Here is a 19,732-nt window from a genome sequence, read left to right as displayed (position 1 = left end):
GGTGCGCCGGCTTCCCACGGGGTGCGCCGGCTTCCCACGGGGTGCGCCGGCTTCCCCCGGCGTGCGCCGGCTCCACTGTGGTGGCGGTGTCGGGGTGTGAGAAGGGTTCCCCGCTCTACCAAAGGCGTTAACAGGGGGCCCTTCCTTTCACCTAGGGTGGGGGGATGGTGGATGGACCGGTGGTGGCGGTGCGCGGCGAGGCGTACCGGGAGGTGGCTCCGGAGTTGGCCCGGTTCCGGGTGACCGCGTCGGCCCGGGACCGCGACCGGGAGACCACCCTGACCCGGCTCGCCGAGCGGGCCGCCGCCGTGCGGGCGCTGCTCGACTCGGCCGACGTCGACCGCCGGGAGACCGGTGAGGTGCAGGTGTACCCGCTGACGAAACGCTCCGGTGAGCGGGTGGTGGCCTACCAGGGGCGGGTCACCACGACGGTGACGGTCACCGACTTCACCGCCCTCGGTGAGCTGATGTTGCGCCTGGCCGACCAGGACCAGATCGAGGTGGCCGGCCCGTGGTGGTCACTGCGGCCGGACAGCCCGGTGTACCGGCAGGCCCGGCACGCCGCGATCACCGACGCCCTGGTCCGCGCCCGGGAGTACGCCGAGGCGCTCGGCGCGCGGGTGACCGCCCTGGTCGAGCTGGCCGACAGCGGGCTGAACCCGCAGCCGATGATGACCCGCGCGGCGTTCACCATGGGTGGTGCCGTCGAGGACGGCCGGCCGGAGCTGGATCTCGATCCGCAGCCGCAGTCCGTGCAGGCCAGCGTGGAGGCCCGGTTCACCATCAGCGAGCCGGTCCTGAACTGATGCCGCCACCTCCGTCGCCGCCACCGCCACCGCCACCGACGCCCTCGTACACCGTCGCCGAGCTGGTCGGTCGGGCCCGGGCCCTCGCCGAGGCCGGTCCCCGTCAGTTGCTCGGCATCGCCGGCGCCCCCGGGGCGGGCAAGTCCACCCTGGCCGAGCGGATCGTTGCCGAGCTGGGCCCGACCGCCCGGCTGGTGCCGATGGACGGCTTCCACCTGGCCCAGGTCGAGCTGCGGCGGCTCGGCCGAGCCGAACGCAAGGGCGCGGCGGACACCTTCGACGCCAACGGGTACGTCTCGCTGCTGCGCCGACTCCGCCGCCTGGAGATGACCGCGGTGTACGCCCCGACCTTCCGCCGTGACCTGGAGGAGCCGGTCGCCGGGGCGATCGAGGTGCCGCCGGAGGTCCGGTTGGTGGTCACCGAGGGCAACTACCTGCTGCTCTCCGATCCGCCGTGGGACGAGGTGCGGTCGCTGCTGCACGAGGCGTGGTTCCTCGACCTGGACGCCGAGGTACGGCACCGTCGGCTGATCGACCGACGCCTGGGGTACGGGCAGTCGCCGGAGCAGGCGCGGGCCTGGGCGTTGGGCAGCGACGAGGCCAACGCGGCCCGGGTGGCCGGCACCGCCGACCGCGCCGACCTGGTGGTCCGGCTGACCGACCCGCCACCGGACTGAGCCCGGCCACCGGAACGGACCCGGACTGAGCCCGGTCGGCCCGGTCACCGGAACGGACCCGGCCGGCGTCCGGCTGCCGGGCGTTGCCGGACCCCGGCGGCGGGCTGCTCAGTCGACGCCCTGGCGTGGGGCGGGGACCGGCCGGCGGAGCAGCCAGGTGACCCGGGCCCGTTCCCGGCGGTACTCGGCGGCCTCCGGGTAGCCGCTGTGGCTGCGGATCGGCGGGTCGGCGACCTCCCCGTCGCTGGGGTGCAGCGCCTCCGGGTCGCGTACCGGCAGGTCCTGCCCGCCGGCACCGACCGGCCAGCCGAGCGGGTCGGTCTCCCGCCAGAAGTTCGTCCAGCCGGTCCGCGCGCCAGCTTCGGTCCGCGCGCCAGCTTCGGTCAGTGCGTCGGGTCTGGTCAGCGCGTCGGCCAGGACCGGCAGCCGGTCCGGTCCGAAGTACGCCGGGAAGATCCGCCCGTAGAGGCGGGTGAGCTGGCATCCGTAGGAGAAGAACCAGATCCGCTGCCGCCAGCGGGCCGGCAGTTGCAGGAGCATCGCCGCGCAGAGCACGGTCCCCTGACTGTGGCCGGAGAGGATGATCCCGTCCATCCGGCGTGGGTCGTTCTCGGGCAGCGCCAGCAGGCCGGCGGCGCGGGTCTGGAGTTCCGGCACCGCCCGTTCGGCGTAGCTGGGCGGCGCGAGCGGGTGCGCGGCCCGGGGCCAGAAGGTGGCGATGTCCCAGATCACCCCGACGCTGCGGCGGACCGTCTCGTTGCGGTAGACCAGCAGGCCCAGCCCGGCGATCGCCACCGGTAGCCAGCCGAGCAGGGAGTCACCGATGTCGGAGACCGCCTTGACCACCACCGACCAGCCGGTCACCGACATGGGGTGGGGGCGGGTGTGGGACAGGGCGGCGGCACACCCGCTGACGGCGAGCAGGGCAGCGACCACCCCGTACCGGCCGACGAGCCGGATTCCGTGCTCACCGACGAGCCGGTGCAACGCCCGGTAGGTGCTGACGTCCCGGCAGCGACGGATCTCGTGGGCGGAGAGCGTGTTGCCGGGCGGGACCAGGCCGGCATACTCCCGGCAGCGGATCCGGCTGAACAGGACCGCGCCGTGGACCACGACGACCAGCAACGTCAGCAGCGCGATCGCGAAGGCCAGTCCGGCCCACATCACCGGGATCGGTGGGACGACAGCGGACCGGCCGCTGGGGGTGGCCCCGTTGTTCAGCCGGTCGGCGGCCCAGTAGAGGACGCCGGCGCAGTAGGCGATCATGAGCAGCCAGCCGAAGCCGGCGATGAGCGCCGCACCCCGGCCACCCCAGGCCAGGTCGGTGTGGCCGGCCGGGGGAACGGCCGTGCTGGCCGGCCCGGTACGGGGCAGCAGCAGCCCGGTCCCGGCGAGCAGACCCGCCGGGACGGCGAGCATCCAGATCGCCAGCCCCGGTGGGGCCGGCGCGACACCGGGCAGCCAACCGGAGATCCACGCGACCCCCGCCGCGAGCAGCAGGACCGCGGTGACCGGAGCGGCCAGTGCACGTCGGCCGGAGCGGCTCACCACCCCGATCGTGATCAGCAGCAGCACCTGCCCGGTGCCGAACCAGGAGATGATCCAGTCGTACCCGGGCAGGGACCGGTCGGCCTGGCAGCCGGCCAGCCGGGGGTTCTCGGCGCAGCCGGCCGGCGGGCGCAGCGCGGCCAGTGCGGAGCCGGCCGGCCCCTCCGGTAGCAGCAGGAACAGCACCGTGCCGGCCAGTCCGACGCCGGTGAGCACGATGACCGCCAGGCTCCACCGCCCGAGCGGGGTGGCGCCGGCGCGTCGGCTCAGCCACGGCCGGCCCAGGGCCACCACGGCGATGACCGCCACGGCGACGAAGAGCAGAACCGAGGGCCAGGCGACGGCGGCTTTCGCCCCGTGCGGCGGGTCCATCGCGAGCACCGCGCCGAGCGGCACCGCCGCGGCGGTCGCCGTACCGGTGCACAGGTGCAGGACCGCGGCCCGGCGCAGCTGCCCCTCCCCGCACCAGAAGGTGGGGTCCTGCAACGGGTTGTCCAGTCGCTGGTCCGATGGTGCCGGCCCGGTGGCGGTGGTGCCGGTGGCGGTGGTGCCGGCGTCCTCCCCGGACGGCACGGCGGGCTGGGCCGGCATCTGAGCCTCGTACTGGTAGGTCCGCCAGGTCAGCAGGCCGAGGACGACCAGCAGGCCGATCGGGAGCAGCAGTCCGACGGCGAGCGGGTGGCTGCCCTCGCTCCACCAGCCGTGGCCGAGGAACTCCCACGGGCCGGGGATGCGGCCGAGGCAGGCCTCGTCGACGCACTGCCAGCCGACCAGGTCGACGCCGATGCCGGTGGCGGCCAGTGCCAGGGTGCCGGTCAGGCTCAGGCAGAACAGCCGCAGCAGCCAGGCGGTGATCCCGGAGCGGCTGCCCCAGCGTTCCTGGTCCGGGTCGGGCGGGATGCCCGGTCGGGCGTGCAGTGCGACGTTGGCCAGGGCGAAGGGCAACACCAGCGTCCAGAAGGCCCGGTAGACGTCGTGCGCGGTCCGCGCGCCGGAGGTCAACTGCCCCCAGCTGTACGCCTCGACGACGGGCGGTGTGGCGGTGGGTGGGTCGGCGGCACCGGCGGCGGTGGACCGGTAGAAGCCGGTCACCTCGTCGCCGGCGACCAACCAGGGGCGGGGGCCGTCACCACCGGGTTCGGGCTGCAGGCCGAGGATCTGGTCCGGGGGTGTGTTGGACACCCCGTGTACGCGTAGTTCGAGGACCCGGCCGGCCATGGCTACCTCCCGGTGACGGTATCGCTACCCAGAGTGCACCTCTTTGCTCGTGTCGACCACCCCTGATCGAGTGGTTTTCGCAGGTGAATGCCGTGATCGCCTCAGTCGAAGGTGCGGATCACCCGGGCCGGATTACCCACCGCGACCACGTTCGCCGGCAGGTCGCGGGTCACCACGGTGCCGGCGCCGACCACCGTGTTCGCGCCGATGGTGACCCCGGCGAGCACGATGACCCCGCTGCCGAGCCAGACGTTGTCGCCGATGGTGATCGGTGCCGAACCCTCCCACTTGTCCCGGCGGGGTCCGGGTTCCACCGGGTGGGTGGGGGTGAGCAGTTGGACGTTCGATCCCAGTTGGACGTCCGCGCCGATGGTGATCGGGGCGACGTCCAGCAGGACCGCGTGGTAGTTGACGAAGCTGCGCGGTCCGAGGTGGATGCGGTAGCCGTAGTCGCAGTACAGCGGCGGCCGGACCCAGCTCTGGTCGCCGACCGAGCCGAGCAGTTCGCGCAGCGCGGCCAGTCGCCCGGCCGGGTCGTCGGCCCGGCTGGCGTTGAAGCGTTCCATCAGTCGGGCGGCACGCTCCTGGTCGGCGGTGATCTCCGGGTCGTCGGCCTGGTACGCCTCACCTGCCAACATGCGCTCCCGCATCGAGGTCGGCGGCCGCCCGTTGCCTGGTGATGACTCCACTTTGTACCTAACTGGTCATGTTTCTGTCTTCCCTGATACCTACTCGGTATGCAATTCTGGCCGGTGTCGATGCGACCGTGGTGTCGATGCGACTCCCGACAGTAACAACGCTTCAGGAGGAGGCACCGTTGCACGGAAGTAGAAAATCGATCGCGCTCGGTCTCGTACTCGGTCTGGTGTTCGGGGTTCCGGCGGCGGCCTCGGCCGCGCCGGCCGGGCAGCCGGAGCACCCCGGGCCGACCCGGACCGTGCCGTCGGCACCGCCCGGCGGGGCGCGGACGGCCACCGTCACCCTGATCACCGGGGACCGGGTGACCCTGACCGCCGCCGGTGACGTCGCCGTCCGACGCGGCGAGGGACGGGCCGGCATGCGGTTCCTGACCCGCCGGGACCAGGGGCGGGTGAGCGTGCTGCCCCAGGACGCGCTGCCGCTGATCCGCGCCGGCAAGCTTGACCACCGGCTCTTCGACGTCACCGGGCTGGTCGCCGCCGGCTACGACGACGCCCGGCGGGACGACGTGCCGCTACTGCTCGGGTACGCCCCGGGCGGTCCGGCCCGGCGCGGCGCACCCGCGCTCGGCGGGGTCCGGGTGACCCGTGACCTGCCGGCCATCGAGGGGGCGGCGGTCACGGCGCCCAAGGCCCGGACCGCAGCGGTCTGGTCGGCGTTGACCGCCGGCTCCAGCCGGGCCCGTACCGACACAGCGGGGGGTGTCGACCGGATCTGGTTGGACGGCAAACGACAGCTCACCCTCGACCACAGCGTGGCCCAGATCGGTGTCCCGGCCGCCCACCAGGCCGGCTGGACCGGCCGGGGGGTGACCGTCGCCGTGCTGGACACCGGCATCGACGCCGCCCACCCCGACCTCGTCGGCCGGGTCGCCGAGAGCCGCAACTTCAGCGAGGTGACCGAGACCGGCGACACCGTCGGACACGGCACGCACGTCGCCTCGACCATCGCCGGCAGCGGCGCGGCCTCCGGCGGGAAGTACCGCGGCGTCGCCCCGGACGCGACGCTGCTCAGCGGGAAGGTCTGCGAGTCCACCTTCTGCACCGAATCGGCGATCCTGGCCGGCATGCAGTGGGCCGCCCAGGAGAAGCAGGCCACCGTGGTCAACCTGAGCCTCGGCGGGTGGGACGGCCCGGAGATCGACCCGCTGGAGGAGGCGGTCAACACCCTGACCGCCGAGACCGGCACCCTCTTCGTGATCGCCGCCGGCAACGACGGCAGCGACGGCTCGGTCGGCTCGCCCGGCTCGGCGGACGCGGCGCTCACCGTCGGCGCGGTGGACCGCGACGACGAGTTGGCCGAGTTCTCCAGCCGTGGCCCCCGGGTCGGTGACGACGCCCTCAAACCGGACATCACCGCGCCCGGCGTGGACATCGTGGCCGCCCGGGCCAGCGGCACCACCATGGGCGACGTGGTCGCCGGCCAGTACGTGGCCGCCTCCGGCACCTCGATGGCCACCCCGCACGTGGCCGGCTCGGTGGCGCTGCTCGCCCAGCAGCACCCGGACTGGCAGGCCGGCCAGCTCAAGGCGACCCTGACCGCCTCGGCCAAGCCCCACCCGGAGTTGACCGCGTACCAGCAGGGCGCTGGCCGGGTCGACGTGGCCAAGGCGATCACCCAGGTGGTCACCAGCGACCCGGTAAGCGTCTCGTTCGGCCGTACCGAGTGGCCGCACGACGACGACGAGCCGATCAACCGGACCGTGACCTGGCACAACGCCGGCAGCACGGCGCTGACCCTCGACCTGGCCGCCGAGGTCACCGGCCCGGACGGCGAGCCGGCCCCGGCGGGTGCGGTCACCCTCTCCACCACCCGGGTCACCGTGCCGGCCGGCGGTACGGCCAAGGCCGACGTCACCGCCGACACCAGCGTCACCGGCCCGGACGGCTACTACACCGGCCGGATCGTCGCCAGCTCCGGCACGGTCCGGGCGGTCACCGCGTTGGCCGTGCACCGCGAGGTGGAGAGCTACCCGGTGACCGTCCGGCACCTGGACTCCACCGGGGCGCCGGCGGCCGAGCCGTGGACCACCCTGGTGGGCCTGGACCGGCCCGCCTACCACGACCTGTACGCCGAGGACGGCACCGCCACGGCCCGGCTGCCCAAGGGCCGGTACGGGCTGGTCAGCTACCTCCTGGAGATCGACGGCGAGGAGTTGGCCGGGGTGAGCGCCCTGGTGCAGCCGGAGTTGACAGTCGACGGGCCGACCGAGTTGACCATCGACGCGCGCAAGGCGAAGCCGGTCCGGATGTCGGTGCCGGAGCCCTCCGCCGTCCCCGTGATGGTCGACCTGGGTGCGAACTGGCTCGGCGACGACTACGGCTTCGGCTTCGGCCTGGGTACCGACGACTTCACCGGCCTGCGGTCCGCCAACCTCGGTGCCCGGGTGCCTGCCGAGCGCTTCGTCGCCACGGTCGCCGCCCAGTGGACCGACCCGGACGTGTCGAGCACTCCCTACCTGTACGCGGTCACCGAGGCGGTCCCGGGTCGCTTCCCGACCGGATTCACCAAGGACTACCGCAAGCGGGACCTGGCCACGGCGGTGCACCGGTTCCGGGGTCCCGACCCGGGGCTGGACGTCGAACGGGTGACCTTCGGCGAGTCCGCGAAGTACCCGGTCGGCTCGTCCGCGGTCGTCCTGCCCGTCGCGGTGCCGGGGGAGCGGACCGAGTACCACAACACCAACGGGGTGCAGTGGTCGTCCGTGCTGTCCTTCGGGAAGCCGACCGAGGATGGCTGGCTGGACGCCCACTCGATGCTGGAGTCCGCCCCGACCGCCTACCGGGCCGGTCGGACCTACCGGGACACCTGGAACGTCGCGCCGTACGGGCCGTCACTGGCGAAGCCACGCTGGCCGGGGCAGGGGGTGAGCCGCATCGGTGACACCATCCTGGTCGACCTGTCGCTCTACAGCGACCAGGCGGGCCACCGGGGCTACTCGCTCACCGACACCGCCCGGGTGGCGCTGTACCGCGACGGCAAGCTGGTCGACGAGACCTCCGACGCGGGGTGGGCCGAGTTCCCCGTGCCCGCCGGTGGCGCCACGTACCGGCTGGAGGTGTCCACGACCCGCGGCTTCACCGACCTGAGCACCCGGGTCGACGCCGCGTGGACCTTCGTCTCCACGCACGTGCCGGGAGACGAACCGGTCGGATTGCCCGCCATGGCGGTCCGCTTCCAGCCGCCGCTGCGCGCCGACAACAGCGCGGCGGCCGGCAAGCCGTTCCTCATCCCGGTCGAGGTGGAGCGCCAGCCCGGCGCGCCGGCGGCGAAGGTCAAGTCGCTGAGCGTGGAGCTGTCGTACGACGGCGGGAAGCACTGGCGCACGGCGCGGGTGTACCAGGTAGGCAAGCAGTGGATGGTCGCGGCACACCACCCCGCCGGCAAGGGGTACGCCTCGCTGCGGGCCACCGCCCGGGACACCGCCGGCAACACGGTGACCCAGGAGATCATCCAGGCGTACCGCCTGCGGTGAACCTCCCCGGTGGTCCCGGCGTGACGGCCGGGACCACCGGGACCACCGGGGCGCCAGAAGCGTTTGGAAGGGCCCCTTCCTATACAGAAAGCGTTAGGAAGGGGCCCTTCCTTGCACGTCAGTCGTTGGCGTGCAGGGCGGCGTTGAGGGTGATGCCCTGGCCGGTGCGGGGCTTGGCCTCCAGCGCGCCGGTCACCGAGTTGCGCCAGAAGAGCAGGCCGTCGACCCCGGAGAGGTCCCGGGCCTTGACCACCTTGCCGTCCGGAAGCTTGATTTTGGAGGGGGCGGTGATGTAGCAGCCGGCCTCCACCACGCAGTCGTCACCGAGCGAGATGCCGACGCCCGCGTTGGCGCCGATCAGGCTCCGCTCGCCGATGCGTACCCGGTCGGTGCCGCCGCCGGAGAGGGTGCCCATGATCGACGCGCCGCCGCCGATGTCGGAGCCGTCACCCACCACCACGCCCTGCACGATGCGCCCCTCGACCATCGAGGTGCCCAGCGTGCCGCCGTTGAAGTTCACGAAGCCCTCGTGCATGACCGTGGTGCCGGGGGCGAGGTACGCGCCGAGCCGGACCCGGTCGGCGTCGGCGATCCGGACCCCGGAGGGGATTACGTAGTCGGTCATCCGGGGGAACTTGTCCACCCCGTACACGGCCAGGTGGCGGCCGGCGGCCCGCTCGATCACCCGCAGCTCGTCGACCCGCTCCGGCGGGCACGGCCCGGCCGAGGTCCAGGCCACGTTCGCCAGCTTGCCGAAGATGCCGTCGAGGTTCAGCTCGTTGGGCCGGACCAGGCGGTGGGAGAGCAGGTGCAACCTCAGGTACGCGTCGGAGGTGTCCTTGATCGGGTCCTCCAGCGACCCGATCACGGTCACCACCTCGACGGTACGCAGACCGGGCAGCACCCGGTCACCGATCGCGCCCGGTGGCAGGTCGAGCACGTCGCCCTGGTCCTCACCGGGGACCAACGGCAACTCGCCGAGCCCCAGCTTGCCGGTCGGGTACCAGGTGTCGAGCACCTGTCCCTCGGCGGTGACGGTGGCCAGGCCGATGCCCCAGGCGGGTTCTGCGGAGGTCACTGCTGCACCTTTCTCCTCGTCGACGGTGGCGCGGCCACGCACGGAGCGCCGTGGCCGGGGCGCGGCGGGCGGATCTCCACGCGGTCGTCGCGCGGCACGCTCGCTGCTCACGCACACCGGATCTGACGGTACCGTGCCAATCATGGAGAACCCGCTTACCCCCGAGGTCCTCGCCGATCCGGTGGCCCTGACCCGCGCCCTGGTCGACATAGAGTCCGTCTCCCGCAACGAGAAGGCGATCGCCGACTGTGTGGAGGAGGTGCTGCGCAAGGTCGGGCACCTGAGCACCCACCGGTACGGCAACACGGTGATGGCCCGTACCGAACTGGGTCGGGCCCAGCGGGTGGTGCTCGCCGGGCACCTGGACACGGTTCCGTTGAACAACAACTTCCCGTCCACCCTGCGGGGCGACCTGATGTACGGCTGCGGCACCTCCGACATGAAGTCCGGGGTGGCGTACGCGCTGCACCTGGCGGTCACCGTGCCCGAGCCGCGCTACGACGTGACGTACTTCTTCTACGAGGCGGAGGAGATCGAGTCGACGTACAACGGGCTCTTCCTGGTCGCCGAGGCGCACCCGGAGTGGTTGACGGCGGACTTCGCGCTGCTGCTGGAGCCGACGTACGGCATCGTCGAGGCCGGCTGCCAGGGGACGATGCGGGCCCGGGTCACCACCACCGGGGTACGCGCCCACTCGGCGCGTTCCTGGCACGGGGTGAACGCCATCCACGGCGCCGGTGAGGTGCTGCGCCGGTTGCAGACGTACGAGGCCCGGCGGGTCACCATCGACGGCTGCGACTACCGGGAGGGGATGAACGCGGTCCGGATCTCCGGCGGGGTGGCCGGCAACGTGGTCCCGGACCACTGCGAGATCGAGGTCAACTACCGGTTCGCCCCGGACCGGACGCCGGCCGACGCCGAGGCGCACCTGCGGGAGGTCTTCGCCGGGTTCGAGTTGACCGTGACCGACTCGGCGGCCGGTGCCCTGCCCGGCCTGGAGGCGGCCCCGGCGAAGGAGTTCGTGGCGGCGGTCGGCGCGGCGCCGATCGGCAAGCTGGGCTGGACGGACGTGGCCCGTTTCGCGGCCATGGGCGTGCCGGCGCTCAACTTCGGACCGGGTGACCCCAACCTGGCCCACCACCCGGACGAGCACGTCGAGATCGGCAAGATCCGCGACGGTGCCGCCACCCTGCACCGCTGGCTGGCCCCGGCCTGACCGGTCGCCGCCGCCCCGCCCGTCCGGGTGGGGCGGCGGTCGTCAGGAGGTACGGGTCAGGGTGGCCGGGTCGGTGGCCGCCGGGGCAGCCGCCGGTTCGTCGGCGACGGCGTGCTCGATCAGGCGGGCGCGGCGGCGCTCGGCCACCACGTCGCGGATCCGCCGCTGCATCTGTCGCCTGATCCTGAGCATCTCGCTGTTACTGATCACGCTCTGCTCCTCCCCCGAAGCGCGCGCCGGGCATACCCGGTATGTGAATAGTAAGACGTACCGGCCACCGAATTAGTTGCCCAAGATCGCGAAAACTTTGTCGGATGTCCGGCACGCGTACCCCAAAGGTGCTGCTCCACTACGGTTGCTGCCATGAGTAACAGCGACAGGCGCGACGCACGCCGGGGGCCCGGTCGGGAACGACACCGGGGTGCCGTCACCCTGCGTCGCGGTGCCATTCCGAACAGTACCGCCGATCAGCGCCTGCTGGACTCCCGGGAACGCAGCGACTGGAAGACCAAGGACGCCTGGCGGGCGCTGCGCATCCTGTCGGAGTTCGTGGAGGGCTTCGACACGCTGGCCGACCTGCCGCCGGCGGTCAGCGTCTTCGGCTCCGCCCGCAGCAAGCCGGACAGCCCCGAGTGCCAGTTGGCCGAGTCGCTGGGCGCGGCCCTGGCCGACGCCGGGTACGCGGTCATCACCGGCGGTGGACCGGGCGTGATGGAGGCGGCCAACCGGGGGGCCAGCGAGGCCGGCGGGCTCTCCGTCGGACTCGGCATCGAACTCCCCTTCGAGCAGGGCATCAACGAGTGGGTCGACCTGGCCATCGACTTCCGCTACTTCTTCGCCCGCAAGACCATGTTCGTCAAGTACGCCCAGGCGTTCGTGGTGCTGCCCGGTGGCTTCGGCACCATGGACGAGCTGTTCGAGGCGCTCACCCTGGTCCAGACCGGCAAGGTCACCCGCTTCCCGGTGGTGCTGATGGGCACCGCGTACTGGCGCGGACTGCTCGACTGGCTGCGTGACACGATGGCCGCCGATGGCAAGATCGGCCCGGTCGACCTGGAACTGATCTGCCTCACCGACGACGTGCACGCCGCGGTACGGCACATCGTGGAGGCCGAGGCCGCCCTCTCCGCCGAGCAGGAGGCGGTACGCGCCGAGAGCGTCGCCCGCACCGCCGCCGACCAACAAGAAGCCGCCGACCCCTCCCGGTAAGGAAGGGCCCCCTGTTAACGCTTTCGGTATAGCAGGGAACCCCTCTAACCACACGGGTTGTCCGGCCGGCGCGTCCGGAGTCGGCCAGCCCGTGGGCGCTCCCCGGTGTCCTGCGGAGCAGGTGTCACAGCCGGATGGTGGGATGGGGACATGCAGGTCTATCGGCTGGTGCGACCGGCGGGCACGACGGACCCGGTGGCACCCCCGGGTGAGCCGGGTGCCGCCGCACCGTCGGTAGGTCCCGGTGCGGCCGGCGGCCGGGAGCCGTCGTCCGGGCAGCTCAGCGACCGGCCTGGCACATCGTCCGGGCCGGCCGGCGACCGGCCCGAATCGTCGCCCGGCCAGTCCGGCGAAAGGTCCGGCCAGTCCGGCACATGGTCCGGGCAGTCCGGCGCGTGGTCCGGGCAGTCGGGCGGGTCGTCCGGGCCGGCCGGCGTGTGGTCCGGGCAGGCCGGTGGGTCGTCCGGGCCGGCCGGCGTGTGGTCCGGGCAGGCCGGTGGGTCGTCCGGGCCGGCCGGCGTGTGGTCCGGGCAGGCCGGTGGGTCGTCCGGGCCGGCCGGCGACGAGCGGGAGTCGTCCGTCGGGCAGGCCGGGATCGGCGCCCGGTCCGCAGCCGGCGGGGATGGGCGACGACGGGTCGACGATCCGTTGCAGGCCGAGGTCGTGGGGCACATCGGCGGGCCGATGCTGGTGGTCGGAGGGCCGGGTACCGGCAAGACCAGCACCCTGATCGAGGCGGTTGCCGCGCGGGTGGCCGAGGGCGTCGACCCGGAACGGATCCTGGTGCTCACCTTCGGCCGCCGGGGCGCCACCGACCTGCGTCGCCGGATCGAGGCGCGCATCGCCCGGGACGGCCGTCTGGTGCTGCGGGAGCCGCTGGTCCGCAGCTTCCCGGCGTACGCCTTCGGTCTGCTCCGGCGGGCCGCGGCCGAGCGGGGTGAGCCGTCGCCGAGGCTGCTCACCGGGCCCGAGCAGGATCTGATCATCCGGGAGCTGCTCGACCTGGTAGGTGACGGGCCGGCCGGCAGCCCCGAGGGCGAGCCGGCGGCCGGCCCGGACACGCGGACCGCCCGGGCCCGAGCCGACCTGGTACGGGCCGCGCCGACCACCGGGGCACCGACCGTCCGTGACCACGAGGCGTCGGATGGCGCCGGCGGGACGGCGGGCGGTCGGTCCGGTGGCCCGACGGATGATGCGTCCGGCCCGGCGGCTGGTTCGGCGTCTGGCCCGGTGGGTTCGGCGTCTGGTCCGGGGGGTTCGGCGGCCGGCCTGGGGGGCGGTCCGGTGGGTGGTGCGTCCGGTGGGGACGGGCTGGTGGATCCGGTCGGTTGGCCGGAGGACCTCTGGCCGGCGTTGCGTACCCGGGCGTTCGCGGCCCAGCTGCGGGACCTGCTGATGCGGGCGGCGGAGCGCGGGGTCGGTCCGGCGGAGCTGGCCCGGCTGGGTGAGCAGCTGGGCCGGGCCGACTGGCCGGCGGCCGCGCGCTTCCTGCGTGAGTACGTCGCGGTGCTCGCCCTGCGCGACGTGGCCAACCGGGGCTCGGTCGCCTACGACCCGGCCGAGCTGGTTCGGGCGGCGCGTGGGTTGCTGTTGGACGACCCGGAGTTGCTGGCCGCCGAGCGCCGACGGTTGTCGTACGTGTACGTCGACGAGCTCGCCGACACCGACCCCGCCCAGGTGGACCTGCTGGAGGTGATCGCCGGCGGCGGCAAGCCCCTGGTCGCCTTCGGTGACCCGGATTCGTCGACGTACGCCTTTCGGGGGGCCGATCCGCAGGTGGTGAGCTCCTTCGGGCACCGGTTCCGGACCGCCTCGGGGGCACCGGCGGCCCGGGTGGTGCTGACCACCTCGTACCGGTCGGGGGCCGGGCTGGTGACCGCGGCCGGCCGGTTGGCCCGCCGGCTGCGTGGTCCGGCGGCACACCGCCGGTTGACGCCGCTGCCCGACACCCCGGCCGGCACGGTCGAGGTCCGGACGTTCCGTTCCACCACCAGTGAGTCGGCCTGGCTGGCCCACGCCCTGCGCGCGGCGCACCTGCTCGACGGGGTGCCGTGGTCGAGGATGGCGGTCCTGGTCCGGTCGACCGCCCGGCAGTTGCCGTCGCTGCGGCGGGCGCTGCACGCGGCCGGGGTGCCGACCGTGGTGCACGGCGAGGACCTGCCGTTGCACCTGCAGCCGGCCGTCGCGCCGCTGCTGCTCCTGCTGCGGTGCGCGTTGGAGCCGGAGCGGCTGGACGAGGAGGCCGCGGTGGCGTTGCTGCACTCGCCGCTGGGCGGGGCCGATCCGTTGGCCGAGCGGCGGCTGCGGCAGGGGCTGCGGGCCCTGGCGCTGGCCGTGGGGGACCGTCGCCCCTCCGGTGAGCTGATCGTCGACGCGCTGCGGGATCCAGAGGAGCTGGCCGCCATCGACCGGCGGTGGGCCGAGCCGGCGCAGACCGTGGCTGGGCTGCTGGCCGTCACCCGGGAGGCCGCCGACCGGCCCGGTGCCACCGTCGAGGACGTGCTCTGGGCGGCCTGGGACGCCAGCGGCCTGGCCGAACGCTGGGGCGGTGCGATCGTCGCGGGTCGGACGGCCACCGGTGAGCACGAGACCGCGCGGCGCTGGCGGGCCGAGGCGGCCGATCGGGACCTGGACGCGGTACTGGTGCTCTTCGACGCGGCGGCGCGGTTCACCGACCGACTGCCCGGCGCGCGGGCCGAGGTCTTCCTCGACCACGTCCTGGGTCAGGATCTGCCGGCGGACACCCTGGCCGCCGGGGCCGACCGGGGTGAGGCGGTCCGGCTGCTCACCGCGCACGCCGCGAAGGGCCTGGAGTGGGACCTGGTCGCCGTCGTCGGGGTGCAGGAGGGCGTCTGGCCGGACCTGCGTCTGCGCGGCAGTTTGCTCGGCTCGGAACGCCTGGTCGACGTGCTGTCCGGCCGGGCCGCCGGGACCGGCCGGTTGGCCAGCCTGGTCGGGCAGACCTCGGCGATGCTGGACGAGGAGCGGCGGCTCTTCCACGTGGCGGTCACCCGGGCCCGCCGACGGTTGCTGGTCAGCGCCGTCGCCTCGGCCTCGGTCGGCGGGGACGACCACGAGGAGCAGCCCAGCCGGTTCCTCCACGAACTCGGCCCCAGCACCGGACCGACCGACCCGGACGACCCCGGCGGCCTGACCCCGCCAGGCCCGGACGACGCCGTACCACCCGACCAGCCGGGACCGGACGACGCGGGACCGGCGGGGACCGTCCTGCCGGTGGGGCGGCCGCCCCGGGCGTTGACCCTGTCCGCCCTGGTCGCGGAGCTGCGTACCGCGGTCACCGACCCCTCGGCGTCGGCGGCCCGGCGGCGGGCGGCGGCGGGTGAGCTGGCCCGGCTCGCCGCCGCCGGGGTGCCCGGCGCGCATCCGGACGACTGGTGGGGGTTGCGCGGGCTCTCCGACGACCGGCCGCTGGTCGACGAGGGCGAGCCGGTGCGGGTCACCCCGTCGGGGATGGAGAGCGCGCTGCGGTGCAGTCTGCGTTGGCTGCTGGAACGGCACGGCGGCAGCGGGCCGGCCAGTACCGCGCAGGGCGTCGGCAACCTGGTGCACGCCGCGGCGATGCTCGCCGAGGACGCCAGCGTCGACCGGTCGGCCCTGCTGGAGTACGTCACCGCCCGGTTCGACGCCATCGAGCTGGCCGCCCGCTGGATGGCCGGGCCGGAGCAGGCCCGCGCCGAGGCCATGGTGGACAAGCTGCTGCGGTGGCTGGCCGGCAACCCGCGCCGACTGCTCGCCATCGAACACGAGTTCGCGGTACGCCTGGATGACCCGGACCGGCCGGTCGAGCTGAATGGCCGGGTGGACCGGCTGGAGGTCGACGCGGACGGCCGGCTCGTCGTGGTCGACCTGAAGACCGGCAAGTCCACCGCGGTCAACGCGACCGACCTGGCCGAGCATCCGCAGCTGGGCGCGTACCAGGCGGCGGTCGAGGCGGGGGCGTTCGCCGAGTTCGGTGAGACCTCCGGCGGGGCGGCCCTGGTGCAGCTCGGCACCGGCGGGCAGGACGCCCGGGAGCAGAGCCAGGCCCCGGCCGGTGAGGGGCCCGCGGCCGGCTGGGCGACCGCGCTGGTCAGGCGGACCGCCGATACGATGGCCGCGGCGACGTTCGCCGCGGTCGCCAACTCGAAGTGCCGGGTCTGCCCGGTACGCACCAGCTGCCCGATCTCCGGCCAGGGCCGACAGGTGGTCGAACCTCCGACGTCTGCGGGTCCGGCATGACCGCGAGGAGTGACCGTGCGAGCTGAGGCCCCCCGGTGACGCAGCCCGCGCTCTTCCCCGCCGCCCCGGCACCGGCGCCCCGGTCGGCCGACGCCGGTCCCCGGTACACCCCGGTCGAGCTGGCGAAGCTGCTCCGGCTGCCGGCACCGACCCGGGAACAGGCGGCGATCATCGCCGCGCCGGTGCAACCGCTGCTGGTGGTCGCGGGCGCCGGGTCGGGCAAGACCGAGACGATGGCCGCCCGGGTGGTCTGGCTGGTGGCCAACTCGTACGTCCGGCCCGAGCACGTCCTCGGGCTCACCTTCACCCGTAAGGCCGCCGGTGAGCTGGGGCACCGGGTGCGTACCCGGTTGGACCAGCTGGTCCGGCGGCTGGGCCGGCGCAGCCGGGACCCGCTCGACGATCCGTTCGCCGGTGAGCCGACCGTGTCGACGTACCACTCGTACGCCGCCCGGATCGTCACCGAGCACGGCCTGCGCGCCGGGTACGAGCCGGCCACCCGGCTGCTCACCGAGGCGTCCCGTTGGCAGTTGGTGGACCTGCTGGTGCGCAACTACGACGGGGACATGTCCGAGGTGGAGCGGATGCCGAGCACCATCACCGACGCGGTGTTGGCGCTCGCCGGCGAGTTGGACGAGCACCTGGTGGACCCGGACACCCTGGCCGCCTGGACCGGCCGGTTCTTCGCCGAGGTGCAGTCGCGTCCGGGGCGGATCTACGCCGACGTGCGCCGGGCGTTGGCCCGTCAGCAGACCCGGCTGCGGCTGCTGCCGCTGGTGCGGGCGTACGCCCGACGCAAGGACGACTTCGAGGCGATGGACTTCGCCGACCAGTTGGCCCGGGCGGCCCGGGTGGCCCGGGACCATCCCGGGGTGGGTGAGATCGAGCGGGACCGGTTCCGGGTGGTGCTGCTGGACGAGTACCAGGACACCAGCCATGCGCAGGTGGTCCTGCTGCACTCGCTCTTCGGTGGTGGCCATCCGGTGACCGCGGTGGGTGACCCGTGCCAGTCCATCTACGGCTGGCGGGGGGCGAGCGCGGGCACCCTGGACCGGTTCCCCGGCGACTTCGTCGACTCGGTGGGCGTACCGGCGCGGGTGTTGGGCCTGACCACGAGCTGGCGTAACCGGCCGGAGATCCTCTCGGTGGCCAACGCCCTGGCCACGCCGCTGCGGGCGGCCGGGGCCCGGGTGCCCGAGCTGCGGGCGGCGATGAGCGTGGCCGAGCCGGTCGCGCACCGCAGTCCGCGTGGTGCCGCCGGGGGCACGCTGCACTGCGCGCTGCTGCCCACCTACGTCGACGAGGCCGCCTGGATCGCCGACAGCGTGCTCGCGGCCTGGCGGGGTGCGGCCCGGCAACCGGACGCGTCGCCGGAACACATTCCGGTGGAGCGGCGGCCGACCACGGCCGTGCTGGTCCGGCTGCGTAGCCAGATCCCGGCCATCGAGGCGGCCCTACGGGACCGGGGGCTGCCGGTCGAGGTGGTCGGGTTGGGCGGGCTGCTGGACACCCCGGAGGTCCGGGACGTGGTGTGCACGCTGCGGGTGCTGGCCGACCCGACCGACGGTGCCGCGCTGCTGCGGCTGCTGACCGGGGCCCGTTGGCGGATCGGGCCACGGGACCTGGTGGCGCTGCACCGGCGGGCCCGGACCCTGGCCACCGCCCGGCAGCAGCTGACCGGCGCCGACGATCCGGAGATCACCGTCGACCGGTTGGACGAGGCGACGCTCGTCGAGGCGCTGGCCGACCTGGGGCCGGCGCAGGCGTACTCGGCGGAGGGGTTCGCGCGGCTGCGCGCGTACTCCCGGGAGCTGGCGTTGTTGCGGTACCGGATGGACCAGAGCCTGCCGGAGCTGATCGCGGACGTCGAGCGGACTATCGGCCTGGACGTGGAGGTCGCGGTCCGGGCCGGTCGGGACGGCACCGGCGACGCCGGGCTGGCCCGGGGCCACCTGGACGCGCTCGGTGACACCGCGGCCCGGTTCAGCGGCGAGACCCCGGGCGCGACGCTCGCCGGTTTCCTGGCCTTCCTCACCGCCGCCGAGGACTCCGAGCGGGGGCTGACCCCCGGCGAGGTGGAGGTGGTGGAGGGCGCGGTGCAGATCCTCACCGCACACGCCGCCAAGGGCCTGGAGTGGGACGTGGTGGCGGTGGCCGGGCTGACCCGGGGCGGCTGGCCGGGGGTGGTCCGCAACTCCGACCACTGGCTCGGTGGGCTGGGGGTGCTGCCGTTCCCGTTGCGCGGGGACGCCGACGGCCTGCCGGAGTTCTCCCTGGACGACGCGGAGGACCAACGTGGGGTGGCCCGGGCCTTTGCCGACTTCACCGACGCCTGGCGGGCCCACGACGAGCGGGAGGAGCGCCGGCTGGCGTACGTCGCGGTGACCCGGCCGCGCCGGCTGCTGCTCTGTTCCGGGTACTGGTGGGGGGAGCAGACGAAGCGTCCCCGGGGCCCGTCGGTGTTCCTCCGTGAGGTGCACGACGCCTGCCTGGCCGGCGGGGCCGGCTTCCTGGTCGACGAGTGGGCGCCGGAGCCGGCGGGTGACGCGGTCAACCCGACCACGGAGGTGGTGCTGCGCGCCGAGTGGCCGGCCGATCCGTTGGGTGGGCGGCGGCCGGCGTTGACCGAGGCCGCCGCGCTGGTCCGGCGCTTCCTGACCGACCCGGCCGGTCCGCCCGGCGACCCCGCCGGCGCTGGTGACCCGCCCGACGGCGGCGCGGCACCGGGCGGCGCGGCACCGGGCGGCGGTCCGCCCGCCGGTGGTGACGATCCGGAGGTGGCCCGGTGGCGGTGGGAGGCCGACCTGCTGCTGGCCGAGCGGGCCGAGTTGCTCCGGCGGGCGGCGGCGGTCGAGGTGGTCCTGCCCGAGCAGCTGTCGGTGACCCAGTTGGTGGCCCTGCGGCGGGACCCGGAGGCGCTGGCCCGCACGTTGCGCCGGCCGATGCCCAGCGCGCCCAACCCGTACGCCCGGCGGGGGACCGCCTTCCACACCTGGCTGGAGCAGCGGTTCGGCGCGGACCGGCTGCTCGACCTGGACGAGCTGCCCGGTGCCGCCGACGCCGAGGCCGCGCCGGACGAGGCCCTGGTGGAGTTGCAGGAGCGCTTCCTGGCCAGCGAGTGGGCCGACCGGGTGCCGATCGAGGTGGAGGTGCCCTTCGCCACCGTCGTCGCCGGTGTGGTGGTCCGGGGGCGGATGGACGCGGTCTTCGCCCGGCCGGGTGGGCGCTTCGACGTGGTCGACTGGAAGACCGGGCGGCAGCCCACCGGCGACGACGCGCAGGCCGCCGCGGTGCAGTTGGCCGTCTACCGGCTGGCCTGGGCGGAGCTGGCCGGCGTCCCGGTCGAGCAGGTGGGTGCGGCGTTCCACCACGTCCGGGACGGGGTCACCGTGCGCCCGGCCGACCTGCTGGACGCCGCCGGTCTGACCGCGTTGATCACCGCGCTGCCGGAAATCTCGGCGGGGGGCTGCATGTTGGCTGATCCGTGTTAGGCTGTGCGGGTTGCAGTTTTGGTTACCAGAGACTCTGTGTGCGCCTGGCGGATTGTGGCCCAGGCGCATTTTGTCG

11 protein-coding genes are annotated in these 19,732 nt (G+C 74.0%); 7 read left to right on the top strand and 4 right to left on the bottom strand.

What is annotated here, in order from left to right:
- The first annotated feature begins 164 nt into the window (after window positions 1-164).
- Complete coding sequence (locus tag ACN28G_RS21320) at window positions 165-806, top strand: SIMPL domain-containing protein (RefSeq protein WP_091443432.1); 642 nt, start codon at window positions 165-167, stop codon at window positions 804-806.
- Window positions 806-1,483 (top strand): nucleoside/nucleotide kinase family protein, encoded by a 678-nt coding sequence (locus ACN28G_RS21315; RefSeq protein ID WP_091443429.1) that lies wholly within the window; start codon window positions 806-808, stop codon window positions 1,481-1,483. Before ACN28G_RS21320 ends, ACN28G_RS21315 begins: the two co-directional genes overlap by 1 nt.
- 108 nt (window positions 1,484-1,591) lie before the next feature.
- Here the strand turns inward: ACN28G_RS21315 and ACN28G_RS21310 are convergent, their stop codons facing one another.
- Both ACN28G_RS21310 and ACN28G_RS21305 read right to left on the bottom strand, forming a co-directional pair.
- Complete coding sequence (locus ACN28G_RS21310) at window positions 1,592-4,249, bottom strand: hypothetical protein (RefSeq protein ID WP_421480196.1); 2,658 nt, start codon at window positions 4,247-4,249, stop codon at window positions 1,592-1,594.
- 101 nt (window positions 4,250-4,350) lie between these two features.
- Window positions 4,351-4,887: a sugar O-acetyltransferase gene (locus tag ACN28G_RS21305; RefSeq protein ID WP_091443422.1), complete on the bottom strand. Its 537-nt coding sequence runs from the start codon at window positions 4,885-4,887 to the stop codon at window positions 4,351-4,353.
- Window positions 4,888-5,024: 137 nt separating this feature from the next.
- Between ACN28G_RS21305 and ACN28G_RS21300 the strand changes: the two genes are divergently transcribed.
- Window positions 5,025-8,423 (top strand): S8 family serine peptidase, encoded by a 3,399-nt coding sequence (locus ACN28G_RS21300; RefSeq protein WP_421480195.1) that lies wholly within the window; start codon window positions 5,025-5,027, stop codon window positions 8,421-8,423.
- A 118-nt stretch (window positions 8,424-8,541) separates the two neighbouring features.
- On the opposite strand, the gene dapD is transcribed toward ACN28G_RS21300, so the two are convergent.
- Window positions 8,542-9,501 carry a 2,3,4,5-tetrahydropyridine-2,6-dicarboxylate N-succinyltransferase gene (gene dapD / locus ACN28G_RS21295; RefSeq protein ID WP_421480194.1) on the bottom strand — a complete coding sequence of 320 codons (960 nt, stop codon included), beginning with the start codon at window positions 9,499-9,501 and terminating at the stop codon, window positions 8,542-8,544.
- Window positions 9,502-9,643: 142 nt separating this feature from the next.
- Between dapD and dapE the strand changes: the two genes are divergently transcribed.
- The gene (gene dapE / locus ACN28G_RS21290; RefSeq protein WP_091443415.1) at window positions 9,644-10,717 is read left to right on the top strand and encodes a succinyl-diaminopimelate desuccinylase; all 1,074 of its coding nucleotides are present in this window, start codon (window positions 9,644-9,646) and stop codon (window positions 10,715-10,717) included.
- A gap of 42 nt (window positions 10,718-10,759) precedes the next feature.
- Here the strand turns inward: dapE and ACN28G_RS21285 are convergent, their stop codons facing one another.
- Entirely contained in the window at window positions 10,760-10,927 is a 168-nt protein-coding gene (locus ACN28G_RS21285; protein ID WP_175440385.1) for a hypothetical protein, read from the bottom strand.
- Window positions 10,928-11,080: 153 nt separating this feature from the next.
- On the opposite strand from ACN28G_RS21285, the gene ACN28G_RS21280 reads away from it, so the two are divergent.
- From ACN28G_RS21280 to ACN28G_RS21270, 3 genes are all read left to right on the top strand, one after another.
- Window positions 11,081-11,926: a TIGR00730 family Rossman fold protein gene (locus ACN28G_RS21280; protein WP_091443411.1), complete on the top strand. Its 846-nt coding sequence runs from the start codon at window positions 11,081-11,083 to the stop codon at window positions 11,924-11,926.
- A gap of 519 nt (window positions 11,927-12,445) precedes the next feature.
- The gene (locus ACN28G_RS21275; RefSeq protein WP_421480193.1) at window positions 12,446-16,165 is read left to right on the top strand and encodes an ATP-dependent helicase; all 3,720 of its coding nucleotides are present in this window, start codon (window positions 12,446-12,448) and stop codon (window positions 16,163-16,165) included.
- A 35-nt stretch (window positions 16,166-16,200) separates the two neighbouring features.
- A complete protein-coding gene (locus tag ACN28G_RS21270) occupies window positions 16,201-19,656 on the top strand; it encodes a UvrD-helicase domain-containing protein (protein WP_421480192.1) in 3,456 nt (1,151 codons plus the stop codon).
- The last annotated feature ends 76 nt before the right edge of the window (window positions 19,657-19,732 follow it).

Origin of the sequence: Micromonospora sp. WMMA1923 (genome assembly GCF_049179195.1) — a bacterium.
GTDB classification, from domain to species: Bacteria; Actinomycetota; Actinomycetes; order Mycobacteriales; family Micromonosporaceae; genus Micromonospora; species Micromonospora yangpuensis.
The sequence above is the reverse complement of the archived record's forward strand: the minus strand, read 5'-3'. Positions and strand labels throughout refer to the sequence as shown.

Excerpts from the sequence above, each read along its gene's own strand:
- ACN28G_RS21280 (WP_091443411.1), top strand. The coding sequence starts at position 11,081 with ATGAGTAACAGCGACAGGCGCGACGCACGCCGGGGGCCCGGTCGGGAA.
- ACN28G_RS21305 (WP_091443422.1), bottom strand. The coding sequence starts at position 4,887 with ATGTTGGCAGGTGAGGCGTACCAGGCCGACGACCCGGAGATCACCGCC.
- dapE (WP_091443415.1), top strand. The coding sequence starts at position 9,644 with ATGGAGAACCCGCTTACCCCCGAGGTCCTCGCCGATCCGGTGGCCCTG.
- ACN28G_RS21320 (WP_091443432.1), top strand. The coding sequence starts at position 165 with ATGGTGGATGGACCGGTGGTGGCGGTGCGCGGCGAGGCGTACCGGGAG.
- ACN28G_RS21315 (WP_091443429.1), top strand. The coding sequence starts at position 806 with ATGCCGCCACCTCCGTCGCCGCCACCGCCACCGCCACCGACGCCCTCG.
- ACN28G_RS21300 (WP_421480195.1), top strand. The coding sequence starts at position 5,025 with ATGCGACTCCCGACAGTAACAACGCTTCAGGAGGAGGCACCGTTGCAC.
- ACN28G_RS21310 (WP_421480196.1), bottom strand. The coding sequence starts at position 4,249 with ATGGCCGGCCGGGTCCTCGAACTACGCGTACACGGGGTGTCCAACACA.